Here is a 15,948-nt window from a genome sequence, read left to right as displayed (position 1 = left end):
TCGTCATGCGATATCCCGGGCGGCCGGGTCGCCATGCGGTCTCCCGGGTGGGCGGTCGGGTGGTCATGTGATCTCCCGGGTGGGCAGTTCGGCGCGGACGCGCCAGCCGTCGTCGTACGGCCCGGCCTCGAAGACCCCGCCGACGAGGGCCGTACGCTCCCGCATGCCGATGATCCCCGCGCCCGCGCCGGGAAGCTCCCGCCCCGCGCCGTCGATCGGGTTGTCCACGGTCAGCGTGACCAGCCCCGGCCGGTAGCCGATCACCACGTCGGCGGCCTTGCCGCCGTGCTTGAGCGCGTTGGTCAGCGACTCCTGGACGATCCGGTAACCGGCCAGGTCGACCGAGGCCGGCAGTTCCCTTGCCTCGCCGTTCACGCGCATCCGGACGTCGAGTCCCGCCTCCCGCGCACGCTCGGCCAGCTCTCCGGCCTCGGCCAACCGCCGCCTGGTCGCCTCCGGCTCCTCGCCGTCCTGCCGGAGCAACCCGATCATGGCGCGCATCTCGCTCATGCCCTCGACGCTGTTCTCCCTGATGGACGCCAGCACCTCCCGTACGGCTCGCGCGTCCAGGTCCCTGCGGGAGAGGACGGCGGTGGACTGGATGGCGATCGCACTGAAGTGGTTGGCGATCATGTCGTGCAGCTCCCGCGCCATCCGGGTCCGCTCTGCCTGCACCGCCGCCGCCCGGTCCAGCTCCGCCAGCCGTGCCACCTGCTCGGCCCTCGCGCGCTCGGACAGCGCCTGGTCCTGCAGTTGCCTCGTGAGCATGGCGGTGAAGACGGGGGTCACCCCGACCAGGCCGCCCTGGACGAGGAAGATGGCGGCGGCCGACCAGTGCCTGAAGAGGGCCCCCGCGATCACGCCCGCCACGACGGCGATCACCGAGGTGATGCCGAGCATCCACCGGCCCAGCGCCCGAGGACCGTACCTGACCCCCGCGTAGAGGTTGTCCGTGATGATCAGCACCGTGCCCAGGGACGGGCCCATGGCGAAGTCGCCGAGGAAGGCCACGACCCCCAGTCCCAGCGAGAGCAGCGGCCTGCTCCGCCGTACCGCGACCCCCGCGCACGCGATCGCCAGCGGCCCGGCGAACAGCGGAGCGGAGGCCCATCGATGCTGGTAGGCGCCCGCGGCGAGCAGGAGGAGACCGCTGACGAAGCACGCCACGGCCCACAGCGCGTCGTCTCGTCTCATGCCTCCCATCTCATCACCCCGACGCGGCCCGCGGCTCCGGCGCGGGACGGGTCAGCCGTACACACAAGGATGTATCCGGCTCCTCGGCACCTCATCAGCGCCGACGATGCCCCGGGCCTGGTAGGGGTACCGCGGAATCTCCCGAGAAGAGCCGTTGACACCGGGAGCGTGGTCGGCCTCCTCCGCGTCACCCCGGAAGGCGGCTTCCGCCGCCACGAGCTCCGACTCGCCGAGATGGAGATCCGTTTCCCCGGCGTCCTCGCCGCGATCCTCCAGGCAGCCCAGCCCGCCCGCCGAGGGACGGCCTCTCCGGCCCTCTGTCCGGATCCCCGTCCCCACCGAGTAACCCGGCGTCGACGTGCGGATCAGAGGGCGATCGTTTAACCGGTTCGAGGCATCGCCCAAAACCCGCTATGCTTGCTTACGCAGCGAGCGGCCGTAGCTCAATGGATAGAGCATCTGACTACGGATCAGAAGGTTGGGGTTTCGAGTACCTCCGGCCGCACACATGCAAGAAGGCCCCTGAACAGGCATTACGCCGTCAGGGGCCTTCCTGGTTTCTTGATCGTTTGAGCCTCTTGCTAACACCTTTGCTAACAAGGTGGCTCCCGGTTGGCTCCCATCACCCTTCAAGCGTCGTCACCATGAGGTGTTGGAGTGCGCCACCGGCCAGGATGGCGACTGCACCGGCTAGCCACATCGGCGCATGATCTTTCCCTCTGGACAGCAGCAGAGCTCCCCGATCGTGTGGTCTCTGTACGCCCACTTGAACGATGTGAGTGACCAGTGCGAGCAACACTGACAACACGGTGTAGGCGTCGGGGCTCACTCTGGCATCCCAGATCATGACTACATTCACGATCAGTCCGAGAAGACCGGCGCCAGCAATGAGTACTCTGCCCCTCTTCGGTACATCGAGGCGAGCAGCGTTCATCAGCGCGATGACGGTGACAGCGGCAACCCCGCCGAGGAGGGCCACGTATCCCTGCGACTGAAGCCGCCACGGCCGGGGGCGTTCAGCAGCCACCGTCGGTGGCTGAGACGGCACATCCGTGGACACCACAGGAACAACCTCCAAGGTCTGATCTTGGAATTTTTCCCCATTCAGCCTGGATCCGCCAGACGCCGGCAGGCGACGACACACCAGTAGACCCGCTAGGCGAAATGCCGTCACGGGCCTACTGGATCGCGCTTGGGTTTCGATCCTCTTATTCCCCGATGGCCTCGGCGAAGATGTCGGCCGCGGAGGCTTCCGCCGCTCGGATCACGTGCGCGTAGACGCGAAGTGTGATGGACGGGTCGGCATGCCCGAGTCGGGCGGCGACGACGTGGACGGGGACGCCCGCCAGGAGCAGCGTCGTGGCGTGGATGTGCCGAAGGTCGTGAAGCCGGGCGTGCGGGAGCGGATGCTTGGGCTTCGGTCCCTTCGACGGGTCGTTGTAGCGGCGGATCATGGTCGCGGTGAGCGAGCTGACCGTGTCGGGATGGATGGGTTCACCCCAGCCGGTCGTGAACACGTGGTCGCTCGTTCCCTTCCACTCCTGCCCGGTCGCCAGCTTGTCGGCGGCCTGCCTGCTTCGCTGTGCCTTCAGGACCTTGACCGTCCCGTCGTCGAGACTGACGATGCGCTTCCGGCCGCTCTTGGTGCTTCCCTCAACTGCCCGTCCAGAGGATCTGTTGGCGGTCCTGCGGGTCTATGCCGCCGAGCGGGAGCCCGAGGATGGCTCTCCCCACATAGCTTCGGATCTTGAACAGCGGACCTGGGCACGGATGCTGCGATCCGACGATCTCACCGTCTACCTCGCTGAGGTCGACGATCAGGTGATCGGGACGGCGACGTTGATGACGATGCCGAACCTGACCTACGGCTGTTCCCCTACCGCGTTCGTCGAAGCGGTCGTGGTCGCCGTCGGTCATCGCCACGCGGGCGTGGCCACCGCGATCATGCGGCGACTTCTCGGCGACGCGCGATCCGCGGGGTGTAACAAAGTCCAGCTCCTGTCCCACAAGCGCCATGCCGCCGATGGCGCCCATCGCCTTTACACCTCGCTGGGCTTCGAGCCGGAAGCGGAAGGATTCCGGCTCTATTTCCAGGAGGTTCCCGCCGCCGTTCGAACCGCCAGGGTGGCACAGCGCTGAGAACCGGTTTCCTGAAACGCAGAAGGGCCCCGGAGAGTCTCCGAGGTCCTGGTCGTACGGCAGGCATGTCATGCGGTGAGCGCGTCACCGATCCGCTGGTTCGCCAGGTCCTTGTGACCGTCGAGGCACGCGTCGTCGACACGGTCGTGGTCGCCGAGGCGGCGTTGGAGGCTTCACATGTCGAGGTTCAGCCTTGACGGGAGGCGCTTCGGGTCAGGCCCCGGCCGTGGGATCCGATGGCGGTTCGGCGCTGCTGGTGTGAAGCGTAAGGCCGCCACCGCTCACGGGCCGGAACCCCAGCCTATGGAGTTCGGGATCGTCGATCGCGGTGACCACGTGCAGGGCGCCGGCCTCGGCTGCCTCGCAGACCGTGAGACGCACCAGCGCATCGCGTACCTCCGATGGGACGCCGGGCTGGATGTGCACCAGGTCGAGACGGGCGGTGGTGTGCTACTTGTCCTCCCAGGACGCGGCCGCATGGCCGACAACAGGTCTCCCGCGGGCGTTGTCGACGCAGACCTGAAGCCAGCAGGCAAGCTTTGCCTCGACGATCAGCTGTCTGGGGATGGTGACGTCCATCCCCGCCTTGGCCAACCAGTAGCCGGCCTCGGACACAAGCGGGGAAACGGACGCCGACTGCGATCCGAGACTGAAAGTGAAGTAGGCCCTCTTCCAGAAACCCCTTGGCGGCGACACGGGGGAGAGCACGACGTCGTCGAGGGGAACCGAACTGATGAAGAACCCGGCGGGGCACACATCGGGAGCATTGTGGGTGTCCAACACGATGTAGCCATCTCGGATCATCCGGCGGCTTCGACGAATCAGCCCGGTGTCGAGTTCCTCCGCGAGGCGAGCTGCGACGTCTGCGGCCCATTCATCCACCGAGGTCACCGGCAAGCCGGTCCACGAACTTTCCGGCGCCGTCGGGAACTCGACCTTGATGGCGTACGTGTTCGGATCTCGCCGCCAGCGGAAGATCACTAACATGCTGTCGGGCTCCGCCACGACATCGACGGCGGAGCACCCGTCCGTCACGGCGCCCGCACGTAGCAAGCATGTTCTGACCGCTCTGAGGACCTCCTGCCGGGACCACTCAATCGCCATATGTCCAGACTCCCATACCGTTCTCCAGTCGGATCGGGACTTGTCACTGAAGATCGTGGGGTTTTCCTGTCGAAGGGAGAACGGTTCCGTGGACCCTCAGGCTTTTGCCAGAGGCGCGGGTGATGGGCACGATCCGGATACGCCTTGAGCGCGAGGGCGTCAGCGAAGCGGGTGGGGTCGTCGCCGATCTCAGTCAGGACGCGGGCTTCGGTCGGTTTGGTCCTGGGAGCCAAGTTGGGAGCCAACAAGCTGGACGGCCTCGTACCGAGCTGGACTGAGACGGACAGGTGGCTCGTGTGGGACCTGCGTGGTGAACGCCTTTGGACCTTGTTTGGGGACCTACGGATCAGAAGGTTGGGGTTTCGAGTACCTCCGGCCGCACACATGCATGAAGGCCCTGCGGGATGATCTCGCAGGGCCTTCGTCGGTTAAATCGTGCGGATCATCTGCTTCGTGATGCGTCGTCATGAGCGGACTGGCCGGGCGCGCAGACGCTGCTCAATCGTGGGATGAGTCTGCGGCGCCCAATGCTGGCGGATGGCATTTCGCGCTCCTCCGCCCCCATGTTGCAGATGCAGCATGGCCCGCACTGGGGCGGTGCCCACCAGATCGACTGCGAACCGATCGGACGCGTACACCCGGCGACGATAGGTCCACAGTACGGCCTGGTAGGCCAATAGCAGGCCAGCGCTGACAGGGAGCAACACCGGCAGCATCGTGAACTCGATCAGTCCCCATACGGCTAGCACCGCGGTCGCTATCGGCAAGATGTGCTGAGCGGCCCCTAAGACGTACACCTCGAAACTGATGTGTCCCAGCGCGATGTAGCCGAGTTGGTGAGCGACCAAACCGGCCAGCGCATCCTGTGGCCACTGTTCGGCTGTGGTCCGGTCGACGATGAGTGTCGCGGTTGGGCGAGGCCAGGCCCACTTGACGTCGATCGTCGCCGCCACATGCAGGTCACCGACAGCGACGGGCAGGCGGGGATCAAGATCTGCGCGCGCTGTGAGAGCGCGCATCAGCATGTGCAGCCGATCAACGGTGTCTGTGTCCATTGCCTCCGCCTACGAACAAAGATCAGCATACGAGCCGCTGCCATCGATCGGTCACGTTAAATGACGTACATCAGCTTGTACGGCAACACCGCCTTACACGATCACGCGCCACCGGATCGTATCTACCGCCTGAGCAGACCGGGACGTCGCTGACGAGGGCGACCGCCCTTGCCCACGGATCTGGTGGTCAGGTGTCGTACAAGCCGTCCCAGGGTTCGTAGAAGCCGAGAGTTTCCGGGTAGAGCTCGGCGTGTTCGGTGCCTTCGAAGGTCTCGACGACGAGGCCGAAGAGCACGCCGTCGACCTCGTGGCGGAAGGGCCGGATGGCGATGTCGCCGTAGCGGAGACCGGGGAGGGCATTGAGCCACTGCTTCAGCCGCTCCTGCGCCGCGTCGACGGCGGCCCGGTGGTTGTCGTCGGTTCCGGTGCGCTCGATGCGGGAGTCGAGGTGGTGGCCGGCGGCGTCGAAGGTGTGCAGAACGGCGTACCAGCGTTTGTGCGCCTGCCAGTCGTCGGTGTGCGTGTAGCCCTCGGGGAAGGCGGCGACGACGGAGCCGAGGAACTGCCCGCCTTCCCAGAGGCCGATGGTGTCGGTGCGGTAGTCGGGTTCGTAGCTGATGGGGATGATCTCGGGGACTGCCATGGGCGGGAGAGTAGCGATCGGGTCCGGCAGAGCCTCTGTGGTCTTCCATCGCTTGCAGTTGAGCAGCTCGGTCTGCGTCCGTCCCCGGAACGACTCGATGAGGGCGTTGTCGAAGCAGGGGCCGGGGTTCTGTTTGTGCGTGAGCCGATGAGTCTGCCACGGTGCTCGGATGGATGTACTTCTGGGCAACAAACACGGGTTGGCTGCGGAGGCCGGCGACTGGGTCGGTCCGGCCCTGCGTCGAGTGGATCTGTGGGTTGCTGGCCAGTGGTTGACCTGTGATGACAACGCGGTCTTCGTCGCGCATTTCCGTCGTTCGGTGGCGGCTACTGCAGCGAGGGTGTGCTCTGACGGGGGACCGTCTCTGCCCTTCGCCGGACTGTCTCCGGCGGCCGCTCATCGGCGGCTCGTCGATGGGATCAGCGACTTCGTAGAGGAGTATGAGCAGTTTCGGATCTTCAACGACTGGGGACCCACCACCGACAACGTGTCGGCTTTTCTCTTCCGCGATGGAGACCAGTCTGTGATCACGTCGGAGTTCCGACGTGAGGAGCACCTACTGGAGCATCCCGAGCATGCGAGAACGGTTTTTGTGGCCAGACTCCAGGAGAAGGAGCTCGCCGCAATCCTTGAGGACCTGGTCGCGGTGCTCGACCATGATGAAGCTCCTGATCACTGGGTCAGGTGGCGGACTGCCGGAAGCGATGCGTCCTAGGGCCTGTACGGAGTTGAGATCAGAGGGATTCGCCTGCGCGGTGGCTTGCCGTCCTGGTAGGTCATCGCCATGGCGCGTGGAGAGCTCACCGATGATGAATGGTCCTTGATCGATCCTCACCTGCCCTTGGGTGAGCGCGGCCCGATCCCGGATCTGCGGCAGCAGTTCAACGCCGTGATGTGGCGGTTTCGTACCGGCAGCCCGTGGCGGGATCTGCCGGTCGAGTACGGGCCGTGGTCCACCGTCTATGACCGGTTCCGCTCCTGGGCGATGGCCGGCGTCTTCGAGCAGCTGATGCAGGCAATGATCGCTGAGGCCGCTGCGTGTGGGCAGGCCGCCCTTGACCTGGTCAGTGTGGACTCCACCAGTGCCCGCGCCCACCACCACGCCGCTGGAATGGCCTTGGACGGTGAGCTGGTCAAGGCACTGGAGAAGGCCGCCGAGCAGGAAAAGGGGCTACGCCGAAGGGGCAAAACTCCCACAACGGCGAACCCGGCGGAGACGAAGGTGAAGGCGAACGCCGGCGGTTACGACGACGGCGCCGCTTCCGGCTGACAGCGGCCAGGCTGGGCCGCTCCCGGGGCGGGCTGAGCAGCAAGGTCCACCTGTCGGCTGATCGGCGCTGCCGTCCGCTGTCGTTCGTGCTGACCGCAGGCCAAGCCGGAGACAGCCCGCAATTTCGCGCCGTCCTGGCCCGCATCACGATTCGCCTGCCCGTCGGCCGGCCGCGTACCCGCCCAGACGCGGTGGCCGCCGATAAGGCCTACTCCTCCCGCGCCAACCGCACCTACCTGCGCAGCCGCCACATCACGGCCGTCATCCCTGAAAAGACCGATCAGGCGGCCAACCGCAAGAAACGCGGCTCCCGAGGTGGCCGCCCGGTCACTCATGATCCAGAGCTCTACAAGCAGCGCAACACGGCAGAACGGTGCATCAACCGGATTAAGGAGTGGCGCGGCCTGGCCTTCCGTTTCGACAAGACCCCTGAAAGCTACCTTGCGGGTCTGCGTCTCCGCGGAGCCCTTTTGCGGGTCCGAAGCCTTCAACCCCTCTGAAGATCTGAAGTCCGTACAGGCCCTAGTCGCCATCGCCCCAAAGAGCGGGCCTCATGCGCTCGCTCGCGTCCTTGACCTGGCAGCTCGTCCGCTGTCGACCCTGGTCCGCTTCCCCTTCGAGCGGGTCGACGGCATACGGGATGACAGGCGTACGTGCTGGAGTGCAACCTAGGGCACTGATGGGCGTGAACGATCGTCCCTGATCTAGCCAAACCAGTGACCATCCAAGTCCCCGTATACGCTCCCGACTATCAAGCTCCGCGATCTTGGTCTATGGATCGCCAACTGAACTGTCAAAGTGATGCCAGTCTTGGTAGAGCTTCTTTGGCAACCTCCGCGAAGTCGTCCGCGTTCTCATTGGCACCTGCGAGCACGAGGGTCAGTTCGTCCTGGACCATTACGAGTCGCCCGACGCCATCATCGAATTTGACCAGGGCCGCGGCCTCACCCAGCCCGTCAATCGGCTGTCCCTTGCCATACGTAGCGCCCTTGACGAACTCCGCTGCGGTGAGGGTGATGTCCCTGGCGTGTAACGAGAGCCTCAGGGTGAAGGTTCCCGTCGTGTAATCGCATGTACCCACATGGTTTCCGTTGTCAGGCAGTGTGATTTCACCTGCTTCGACTCCGAAAACGCCAAAGATATCGCCAACCCGCTCCGAAGACACCAGCCCACACACCTCCATCGCGTTCGTCCCGTCGTCGAGGTAGACAATGCCTCCGGAAGGGTGGGGGGAGAGCAACGGAGCAACTGACTCCTCTATTCCGACAACCGTGTCGGCTACGGGTGCCTTGGCGCACCCGGTGACCACGATCAGCAATACGAAAAGCCCAAAGACGGCACGAGACATGCTGAATACCGTAGTTCTTTTTATGACCGATCCATACGGACTTGGACGCATGAGGTCCAGCCTGCCGTCCGAGCTCGGGTTGGCCGGCCGGGCGGTGAGGAAACGCCGGTCGCTGACCCGTCAGGGAAAGCGGCCCGCCGCCCCCGACCTGGTCCGCAGGAACTTCACCGCGGTCGCGCCGGACGTGCTGTGGTGCGGCGACGTCACCGAGATCGTCACCGACGAGGGCAAGCTCTCCCCGGCCACCGTCGAAGACCTGTTCTCCCGCCGGCTGCTCGGCTACGCCATGTCCGAGCATCACGACGCGACGTTGACCATCGCCTCGCTGCAGATGGCCGCGGTCACCCGCGGCGGGACCGTCGACGGGCTACCCCCGATCGTCTACGAGCAGCAGATCATGACCATGCGAACAGCCACCAAGGCGAAGTCTCAGAAGACCATCGCCGCACAGCCGAGTCTCCACGCTTTCAGGGGATGGACACCACTAGAGAATCGATTAACAGGGTACTTCTCGACAGATAACTCATACGATCTACGAGTGACCGACCAACAGGTGGAGGCGAGCCCGGTACTCAGACGGGCCATGATCACTGTTGCCGTCCTGCTGGGAGATGGGGTGCTCTTCGCCGCAGTTGATTGGATCTTGGAGCGTGTCCGGTACCGCGGAGTTCTCTGCGATGGGGACAGCGTCTTTTGCGCCGGAGGAGACCCGACCCGTGCGGAGTGGTTGGCGGAGATGCAGTTTCGCAACACTGTCGCGTACCCGCTGCTGGCAGCCGTGGTCGTGATTCTGACGCTCACCGCCGCAGTCGCCTGGAAGCATCGCCGCAGGGAAATCGTGCTGACCCAGAGCCTCGCGCTCCTCCTGGCCTTCGCGCTGCTGGTCATGTGGAAGCCATACAGGCACGTAGAGGATTTCCAGCCTCCTCTGCTCGGCAGTCGTATGGACGTGGCCACAAATCATCAGCCGCGCACAGCGACCTCCCCATCTGTTCGCAAGCCCCACAGTGGCGCTCGAACCCACCAACATCTCTGGGCTTCCTGATCGCTGAGCGAGGTCAGAGCCAGCCGACACATGAAGTTGCTTTTCGCAGGCATGGCTGAGCATCCGGCCCACTTTCTCGGGCGTTTCGGCAGTGCTCGGGCTCAAGGAGAGTGCGCGATCATGTTGGTCATGGCCTCCATGACTTCGCCGGAGCACGACAGCGCCGAGAACAACCGGATCAAGGTGTGGTTCCAGTTCGTGCCGCGAGAAGGCTGGCTTCCCTACAGCACCGAGGGGCTCTGGGCTACGCGGATCAGCGAGGACACCGCGCGTCTGGAGAACATCCCCTTCCTGCAGGAGGGGGTGGCCGAGGGAGATATCGTGCGGTTTCTTACCAATGCCGACGGTCTCCACTGGGCCACGGAGCGCGTGGAAGCGTCGGGAAATTGCACCGTTCGGATCCTGCCTGTTCCCAGTGGTCCACTGGGAGCAAGTGCCGAGGCCGTGCACGAGCAGTTGGCGCCGTTCGGCCTGAGGGGAGAGGTCTTCAGTGAGGAACTGCCGCTGGTCGCCTTCAACGTGCCGGCACGCGCAGAACTCGGCCGGATAAAGGCGCTACTGACACGGGGCGAGGAAGACGGTTGGTGGCACTTCGAGGCTTCCTGCGTCACAGACGCTTGGCACGACTACGCGTGACCTTGCTAACGGAAGTGCTAACACCGTCCCTGGACGCGAGTGGACGTCCACAGAAGACGATCAAGTGTGAGGTGGCTTTGAACAGGGCTTTCCGACACCTGTGGACGTTCTCGAACTGGCTACGGATCAGAAGGTTGGGGTTTCGAGCACCTCCGGCCGCACAGCAGGTCAAAGGCCCTCCGGGATGATCCCGGAGGGCCTTTTTCGTACCCGTACAGCAGCGAAATACAGTAACGGGATCTACCGTCTCCGTCGCCGCCCCTGACGGTGTGCCGGAGAGGGTTCCTGAGAGGCCGCTGACGAGCCCCTGTTCTGTCTCACCCGTCTGCGAAGATCCTGAGCTCCGCGTACCCGAAGTGACGGAGTCTCACGACATGAGCGATGAGCGGCCCGCAGGCGCCGACATGTACCGCTACTACCGACGTCTTCTCAAGGACAACTGGTTAGAGACGGGCATCTGCTGGACCGTCGTCGTTTCTGACGACGGGGGACCACTCACGCTCGCCGAGATCGGGGAACGGGTGAGCGGCGGCGCGAACCATGAGATCCACGAGAAGGCACGCTTCGAGGACGACTACTCCGACGAGGCCGCCTGGGCGATGCTGGTGGGTCAATCCGGCCCGGTGACCGTGTTGTTCGAGTACAACGGCTGCCACGGCGTCTATCCGCCGACGCTTCCACGTCTCAGTGCCGGCGCCCGGGCCTACAGCGTCTACTGGAACGTGAACGCCAACAACCGCGTCGCCTTCGCCGCCGATGGAGAGCTGCTCCTGATGGTCGATGCCATGTACCCGGATGCGTGGACACAGGAGTCGAATCTGGCGCGCTGGCCCGAATTGGCGGCCATGGCGCCGCACTTCAAATGGAGGAACGGGAAGAACTGGCGAGCCGCGGCGCTGGCGACGATCGAGCTGACCACAGGAGCCAGGATGAGTTTGGACTGGTTTGACCAGGAACGCCCCTATCTCACTTCCCACGCGGGTGGCCCCTGATGGTGTACCTCCACTGGAGGGGAGTCGTGAGCGCGACGGCACGGGAGGCCACTCGCCGTGCCGCCGCGCTGCTCATGGAGCCGTCCTCGGCTCAGTGTGGTGCTCGCCGAGTTGTTCGGCGATCCGGGTCGCGACCTGCGGCACGTCATCGGCCGCAGCGGACTCGGCGGGTTCTTCCATGAAGGTGGCGCCCCACGTGAAGAACTCGCCGTTGTGGTCGGTCCACACGATCAGCTTCGAGCTGACCACGAGGCGGGGCGGGCCTTCGTCGTAGGAGATCTCCGGGTAGATCCGGTGTTCGTGCAGTTCGGTTCGCAGACGCCTCAGGGCGGCGATCGCGCCGGGACGCCGGATGGACGCGTCCACCCGGTCGCCTGCGGGGGTGCCGTGGAACGGGATCACGACCGGCCTCTTTCCTGCGGGAAGTGGTGAAATGGGACTCGTTCGTCGGGTCCTATGGGCAGGACGCGGGGGTGGGGAACGAGCCTCAGGGCCAGGAGCGGCGGTGGTGAGATCCGCTGCGGCTCGACTTCGGCCTGCTGCATGAGGTCCCACAGTTCGGCGGCGCTTTGGGCGTGGATGATGTGGCACTCACGTGGGTCGGCACACTGCCATGCCTCGAACCGGCGGTGTCGCAGGCTCCACATGACCAGCCAGGTCGGCGCGTACTGTTGCACCTGCTTGGCGGCGCGTGCCGCGTCGGCGTCAGCGCGGGACAACATGCTGCGCCGGGATCACGTCGGCCAGCAGCGGAAGTTCGCTTTCCAGGATGCCGGCGGCGGGGCGGGCGCGCAGGATCACGTAATGCTCGGCGAGCTGGGCCGCAGCCATGGGCAGTGTCAATGCGGAGCTGAGCACGGGCGAGCCGGAGTCGCTGAGTTCGGGGCTGGTCCACCAGAAGTTCTTGCCGTCGGTGTAGGCCAGCAGACCGAGGAAGACGGACACGATGGCGTTGCCGGAGGCGAGGGGGTGGACGTCGGCCGAGATGCCGTAGACGTTGCCCAGGACGGTGGCGAGGTCCTCGGCGAGCTGGACGGCGGTCGGCTGCTCGGCTGCGGTTGACGGCGCGGCGGCGTTCGCCTGGGAAGCTGGACCACCGCCGCGTCTGCTCATGAGGTTGCCCTGCGGGGTCGCGTTCATGCTGCGACCTCCCAGCGGTGGGGCTGGTGCCGTCGGGGCGGAGGGGCGTCCGGGGGCCGGCCCCGGCCGGGGGCGACGGCGGGTCCCGGCCGGAGGGTCTGGGGGGTGAGCGGCCAGGTGGCCGATTTCAAGCCGATGCTCGGAGATGAGGCACTGTGGTCGTGCGCGCGGGCCGCGATGCGGGCCCTGCGGTGGGCGAGGGTGTCGCGGGCGAGCGCCAGGCGTGTCGCGCGGTCGGCTCGCGTCTCGACCGGGCGGAGTGCGGGGCGTCGGCTGTCGTCGCGTCGGGCCGGTGCGGTGGCGGCGGGCCGTAGGGCCGGGTGGAAGGGGGAGGGCATCCGCTTGGGCAGTGGCGTGGGTGCGGTGGGAGCGGCCGGTGCGGGCGGCTCGGAGCGGCGCTGCGCGGGGATCAGGGGGATGACCTCGGCGGGCGCCACGATGATGGGCTGCTCGGCCAGAGGGAAGGGCTGCGGGCCGGTGCGGCGGCGCGCCTCCAGACGCTGGGCCATCAGTGTGCCGGTCGGCTGCGCGTACTCGTGGTCGGCGGCCTGGCCGGGGCAGTGGTGGGCGTAGGGGGCGTGTCCGCAGACGGCGCATCCCATCGGCAGCGGCGGCGCGTCGGCGAAACAGGCACAGCCACCCACCGCGACCCGGTCGAGAACCGGGGCATTAAGGTTGTTCACGGGTCAGGAGAGCCTTCCCGATCAAGGGCCCGTCCGGACGTCGCAAGCGCCGGGCGGGTCCGTCTTATTTGAGGGCCACACTTGTTAGTGAAGCCGTGCGCATCCTGTCGCGGGAGGCGGAGAATGGCGGAGAATAGCCCGGAGACTTGAAGTCTCCGGGTACTCCGGTCAGGTGGTGCAGCGATGACCCAGCAACAGCGCCCAGCATGGGCCGTACAACTACAGACTCAGCGGGAAGCTCAACACTGGAACAAGTGCGAAATGGCACGCCAGCTCATTCGCGCTGCTGGCTACGGCCATGGATCTGTCGACTCGCTGGCTCGACAGATTCGCGACTGGGAAAAAGGGAAGCATTTCCCCCGCGACTGGACCGCCGCCTACTCCACAGTCTTTGGTATCCCCGAAGGGGAACTTTTCGGCGCGGGAGAACCGAAGCGGCGTGACATATTGGAGATTAGTATCAGCGCGATCGATACCCCCACTTATCCACCTCATCAGGGTCCCGTAGCTCCGGAGCTCGTCATGTACTTCCTCGAACAGCTTCCCGGCCACTACAAGGCCGACATGTGGCTCGGCCCCCGCCATCTCATCCCGACCGTCACGACTCAAGCGCAACTCATCAAGGAGCTCGCACATGCTGCCGACGCGCCGGTACGTCGTGGCTTGCTGGGCGCTGGTGTCGCATATGCGGCACTGCTCGGCTGGTTGCACCAAGATGCTGGCGACATCCATCGGTCGGAGCTCTGGCGAACCATCGCCTTGGACATGGCCCACCGCTCTCAGGACCCTCAGCTCATCAGCTACGCACTCACCAACAAAGCGATGCTCGCGGTCGATGTGGGCGACGGCCGCACCGTTGTCGACTACGCCGAGGCCGCCTTGATCAATGAGAGCAAGTTGTGTCCGAAGGTGCGGATACTTGCTTTGGTACACCAGGCGCATGGCCAGTCGATGCTGCCAGTCGGGGACAAGGAACTGGTCGACCGGCTGCTTGATCGAGCAGCCGAGCTCGTGGATCAAGTCGACGACGAGCATCCCTGGGGCAACGCCTGTCGTCGTACTCACGGATACATCGAAGTTCAGCGGGCGACCGCCTATCTCCGACTAGGCGTTTACCGGGAGGCGGTCGCACTCTGGGATGAGGTGCTTGGTGACGCCCCGGACGCGGCGCGGCGTGACAACGCGGTGTTCTGGGCGCGTCAGGCAAGCGCTCTGGCCGCAGTTCCTGAACCGGAACGGGTTGTCCAGATCGCGTCAGCCGCTGCGGCGATCGTGGAAGGCGCGGGATCGGCTCGGCTGCGTCAGGAGCTGAGGGAAATCCCTCGCCGTGCGACCACTTGGGCAAGCACCTCGTCTGGCAGAGAACTGAATGAGATCATTTCTCAGTTCAACTGACTGCATGACGCGGAGACATCGATGACCCCTCAGCTGTTGTCCGAAGAGCAGATCGTCGCCCATCTGGCCGAGCTGCCAGGGTGGGAGCGTGAGGGGCAGGCCATAGCCCGAACGTTCAAGCACGCCTATCACGAGTGCGTACATCTGGCCATGTACGTCGCGGCCAAGGCTCGCGAGATCGGCCACCATCCTGATATTCACATCACCTGGCAGCGGATCCGATTCGTGATCACTACTCACGACGCCGGAAACCGCCTCACAGCCAAGGACTTCGAGCTCGCCCGCCATATTGACGCGATCGCCATTGGCCACGGCGCCGAAGAGGCCTGAGCGTACGGCTTTTTTGCGTGTGCTTCGAGCGCGGCAGTGTACGCCTGGGAGGGTGATCTACCGCCGCTCCGGATCACCTCGGGTGAGATCCCGGCGGGCCGACGCCTCCCCTCGCAGACCGAGCTTGAGCAGGAGTTCCCGATCAGCCGAAACACGATCAAGAAGGCGTTCGACGTACTCAAGTCGGAACCCCCTGAATACCTCTATTGATCAAGACCTGCGATCTCGCGCCGGGAGGTAGGGGCTGAAATGGTCGGCGACGATCCCCGCGATCGTGGCGGCGTCGAGGGAACCGTCGACTTCGATCACACGGATGCCGAACTGGTGGGCGGTGCGGACGGCGTCCTCCGCGACGAGGCGATCCCGGTTGAGGCGGTTGGCCTGTGCGCGGGCCGGATCGCTGACGCGGTGCCCGAGCGAGGCGGCACGCGGTAGTTCCTGGAGCTGGTGTTGGCGGAACTCCGGCGTGGGCACCATGACGACCATCCGGCGCGGTGAGTCGATGATGGGTGCGACGAGTTCGGGGCGAAGTCCCCAGCCTTCGGCGATGATCGGGTGGCCTGAGACGAGCGCGCGCAGGTCGTCCAGAGCCCACTCGAACCGGTCCGGAAAACCGGCCAGGGTCGTGGTGGCCATCTCCTCCGGGGTGGTGTGGACCCACATCTTGTCCGGGTCGGGCTTGATGGCTGGCTCGCCGAGGTCGACGCGACGGGCGATCCGGCGATCGTTGTGGCCGCGGGCGTCGTGGTAGTCGTAGTGATAGACGGTGATGCGATGTTGGAAGGCCAAAAGCCGGGCCACGGTCGACTTTCCGGCCCATTGGCCACCGCCGATCCACAATGCGCGGCGCAATGTGCCGAAGGGATCCCAGACCTCGCTGTCCGCGAGGGGGTCATGGCTGGTCATCCGGTGTCCTCCTATGGTGAGGTGCGGCGGCTGATTTCGGCGGCGTAGTTGGGCCCGGTCGCCCGCGG

General features: G+C 65.4%; 19 protein-coding genes, 1 tRNA gene and 2 pseudogenes. 10 read left to right on the top strand and 12 right to left on the bottom strand.

Translation table 11 applies throughout. From position 1 onward, the window contains the following. Nucleotides 1–63: 63 nt before the first annotated feature. On the bottom strand, nucleotides 64–1,194 hold the full coding sequence (locus tag ACTOQ1_RS20975; RefSeq protein ID WP_440069496.1) for a sensor histidine kinase: 1,131 nt from the start codon (nucleotides 1,192–1,194) through the stop codon (nucleotides 64–66). Between the two features lie 432 nt (nucleotides 1,195–1,626). On the opposite strand from ACTOQ1_RS20975, the gene ACTOQ1_RS20970 reads away from it, so the two are divergent. Further along, nucleotides 1,627–1,699: transfer RNA gene (locus tag ACTOQ1_RS20970), tRNA-Arg, on the top strand. Nucleotides 1,700–1,816: 117 nt separating this feature from the next. Here ACTOQ1_RS20970 and ACTOQ1_RS20965 read toward each other — a convergent pair. Further along, on the bottom strand, nucleotides 1,817–2,272 hold the full coding sequence (locus tag ACTOQ1_RS20965; protein WP_440069494.1) for a hypothetical protein: 456 nt from the start codon (nucleotides 2,270–2,272) through the stop codon (nucleotides 1,817–1,819). Nucleotides 2,273–2,402: 130 nt separating this feature from the next. Next, nucleotides 2,403–2,831: pseudogene (locus ACTOQ1_RS20960) on the bottom strand (tyrosine-type recombinase/integrase); the annotation flags it as partial. A gap of 40 nt (nucleotides 2,832–2,871) precedes the next feature. Between ACTOQ1_RS20960 and ACTOQ1_RS20955 the strand changes: the two are divergent. Continuing rightward, nucleotides 2,872–3,333 (top strand): N-acetyltransferase family protein, encoded by a 462-nt coding sequence (locus ACTOQ1_RS20955; protein ID WP_440069493.1) that lies wholly within the window; start codon nucleotides 2,872–2,874, stop codon nucleotides 3,331–3,333. A gap of 450 nt (nucleotides 3,334–3,783) precedes the next feature. Here the strand turns inward: ACTOQ1_RS20955 and ACTOQ1_RS20950 are convergent, their stop codons facing one another. The 3 genes from ACTOQ1_RS20950 to ACTOQ1_RS20940 form a co-directional block, all read right to left on the bottom strand. Beyond that, a complete protein-coding gene (locus ACTOQ1_RS20950) occupies nucleotides 3,784–4,437 on the bottom strand; it encodes a hypothetical protein (protein WP_440069491.1) in 654 nt (217 codons plus the stop codon). A gap of 464 nt (nucleotides 4,438–4,901) precedes the next feature. Continuing rightward, nucleotides 4,902–5,492, bottom strand: a complete 591-nt coding sequence (locus ACTOQ1_RS20945) for a M48 family metalloprotease (protein WP_440069489.1) — start codon at nucleotides 5,490–5,492, stop codon at nucleotides 4,902–4,904. A gap of 187 nt (nucleotides 5,493–5,679) precedes the next feature. Continuing rightward, on the bottom strand, nucleotides 5,680–6,135 hold the full coding sequence (locus ACTOQ1_RS20940; RefSeq protein ID WP_440069488.1) for a hypothetical protein: 456 nt from the start codon (nucleotides 6,133–6,135) through the stop codon (nucleotides 5,680–5,682). Nucleotides 6,136–6,304: 169 nt separating this feature from the next. Here ACTOQ1_RS20940 and ACTOQ1_RS20935 point away from each other — a divergent pair, with 169 nt between their 5' ends. Both ACTOQ1_RS20935 and ACTOQ1_RS20930 read left to right on the top strand, forming a co-directional pair. Then, entirely contained in the window at nucleotides 6,305–6,850 is a 546-nt protein-coding gene (locus ACTOQ1_RS20935) for a hypothetical protein (RefSeq protein WP_440069486.1), read from the top strand. 69 nt (nucleotides 6,851–6,919) lie between these two features. Then, nucleotides 6,920–7,905 (top strand): annotated as a pseudogene (locus ACTOQ1_RS20930) (IS5 family transposase). 293 nt (nucleotides 7,906–8,198) lie between these two features. Here the strand turns inward: ACTOQ1_RS20930 and ACTOQ1_RS20925 are convergent. Beyond that, complete coding sequence (locus tag ACTOQ1_RS20925; RefSeq protein ID WP_440069484.1) at nucleotides 8,199–8,753, bottom strand: hypothetical protein; 555 nt, start codon at nucleotides 8,751–8,753, stop codon at nucleotides 8,199–8,201. Between ACTOQ1_RS20925 and ACTOQ1_RS20920 the strand changes: the two genes are divergently transcribed. The 3 genes from ACTOQ1_RS20920 to ACTOQ1_RS20910 all read left to right on the top strand — a co-directional run bounded on the left by ACTOQ1_RS20920 (nucleotide 8,752) and on the right by ACTOQ1_RS20910 (nucleotide 11,426). Then, nucleotides 8,752–9,798, top strand: a complete 1,047-nt coding sequence (locus ACTOQ1_RS20920) for a DDE-type integrase/transposase/recombinase (RefSeq protein WP_440069482.1) — start codon at nucleotides 8,752–8,754, stop codon at nucleotides 9,796–9,798. The genes ACTOQ1_RS20925 and ACTOQ1_RS20920 overlap by 2 nt on opposite strands. A 120-nt stretch (nucleotides 9,799–9,918) precedes the next feature. Continuing rightward, on the top strand, nucleotides 9,919–10,434 hold the full coding sequence (locus ACTOQ1_RS20915) for a DUF4265 domain-containing protein (RefSeq protein ID WP_440069480.1): 516 nt from the start codon (nucleotides 9,919–9,921) through the stop codon (nucleotides 10,432–10,434). Nucleotides 10,435–10,808: 374 nt separating this feature from the next. Beyond that, nucleotides 10,809–11,426 (top strand): DUF6461 domain-containing protein, encoded by a 618-nt coding sequence (locus tag ACTOQ1_RS20910; RefSeq protein WP_440069478.1) that lies wholly within the window; start codon nucleotides 10,809–10,811, stop codon nucleotides 11,424–11,426. 72 nt (nucleotides 11,427–11,498) lie between these two features. Here ACTOQ1_RS20910 and ACTOQ1_RS20905 read toward each other — a convergent pair whose 3' ends face one another. The 4 genes from ACTOQ1_RS20905 to ACTOQ1_RS20890 are packed head-to-tail and all read right to left on the bottom strand — an operon-like array spanning nucleotide 11,499 to nucleotide 13,249. Further along, a complete protein-coding gene (locus ACTOQ1_RS20905) occupies nucleotides 11,499–11,828 on the bottom strand; it encodes a hypothetical protein (protein ID WP_440069477.1) in 330 nt (109 codons plus the stop codon). Next, a complete protein-coding gene (locus ACTOQ1_RS20900; RefSeq protein ID WP_440069475.1) occupies nucleotides 11,825–12,148 on the bottom strand; it encodes a hypothetical protein in 324 nt (107 codons plus the stop codon). The genes ACTOQ1_RS20905 and ACTOQ1_RS20900 overlap by 4 nt, the downstream gene beginning before the upstream one ends. After that, nucleotides 12,132–12,566 (bottom strand): hypothetical protein, encoded by a 435-nt coding sequence (locus ACTOQ1_RS20895; RefSeq protein WP_440069473.1) that lies wholly within the window; start codon nucleotides 12,564–12,566, stop codon nucleotides 12,132–12,134. The genes ACTOQ1_RS20900 and ACTOQ1_RS20895 overlap by 17 nt, the downstream gene beginning before the upstream one ends. Next, a complete protein-coding gene (locus ACTOQ1_RS20890) occupies nucleotides 12,563–13,249 on the bottom strand; it encodes a hypothetical protein (protein WP_440069472.1) in 687 nt (228 codons plus the stop codon). Before ACTOQ1_RS20890 ends, ACTOQ1_RS20895 begins: the two co-directional genes overlap by 4 nt. Nucleotides 13,250–13,510: 261 nt before the next feature. On the opposite strand from ACTOQ1_RS20890, the gene ACTOQ1_RS20885 reads away from it, so the two are divergent. The 3 genes from ACTOQ1_RS20885 to ACTOQ1_RS20875 are packed head-to-tail and all read left to right on the top strand — an operon-like array spanning nucleotide 13,511 to nucleotide 15,184. After that, nucleotides 13,511–14,644, top strand: coding sequence for a hypothetical protein (locus ACTOQ1_RS20885; protein WP_440069470.1), 1,134 nt, complete (start codon nucleotides 13,511–13,513; stop codon nucleotides 14,642–14,644). A gap of 21 nt (nucleotides 14,645–14,665) precedes the next feature. Next, nucleotides 14,666–14,974 (top strand): 4a-hydroxytetrahydrobiopterin dehydratase, encoded by a 309-nt coding sequence (locus ACTOQ1_RS20880; RefSeq protein WP_440069468.1) that lies wholly within the window; start codon nucleotides 14,666–14,668, stop codon nucleotides 14,972–14,974. A 36-nt stretch (nucleotides 14,975–15,010) separates the two neighbouring features. After that, the gene (locus ACTOQ1_RS20875; RefSeq protein WP_440069466.1) at nucleotides 15,011–15,184 is read left to right on the top strand and encodes a GntR family transcriptional regulator; all 174 of its coding nucleotides are present in this window, start codon (nucleotides 15,011–15,013) and stop codon (nucleotides 15,182–15,184) included. On the opposite strand, the gene ACTOQ1_RS20870 is transcribed toward ACTOQ1_RS20875, so the two are convergent. Then, nucleotides 15,185–15,880 carry a hypothetical protein gene (locus ACTOQ1_RS20870; protein WP_440069464.1) on the bottom strand — a complete coding sequence of 232 codons (696 nt, stop codon included), beginning with the start codon at nucleotides 15,878–15,880 and terminating at the stop codon, nucleotides 15,185–15,187. Nucleotides 15,881–15,948 lie beyond the last annotated feature (68 nt).

This window comes from Streptosporangium sp. OZ121 (assembly GCF_051918885.1).
Lineage (GTDB): Bacteria > Actinomycetota > Actinomycetes > Streptosporangiales > Streptosporangiaceae > Streptosporangium.
This window is presented reverse-complemented; position numbering and strand designations above follow the sequence as displayed.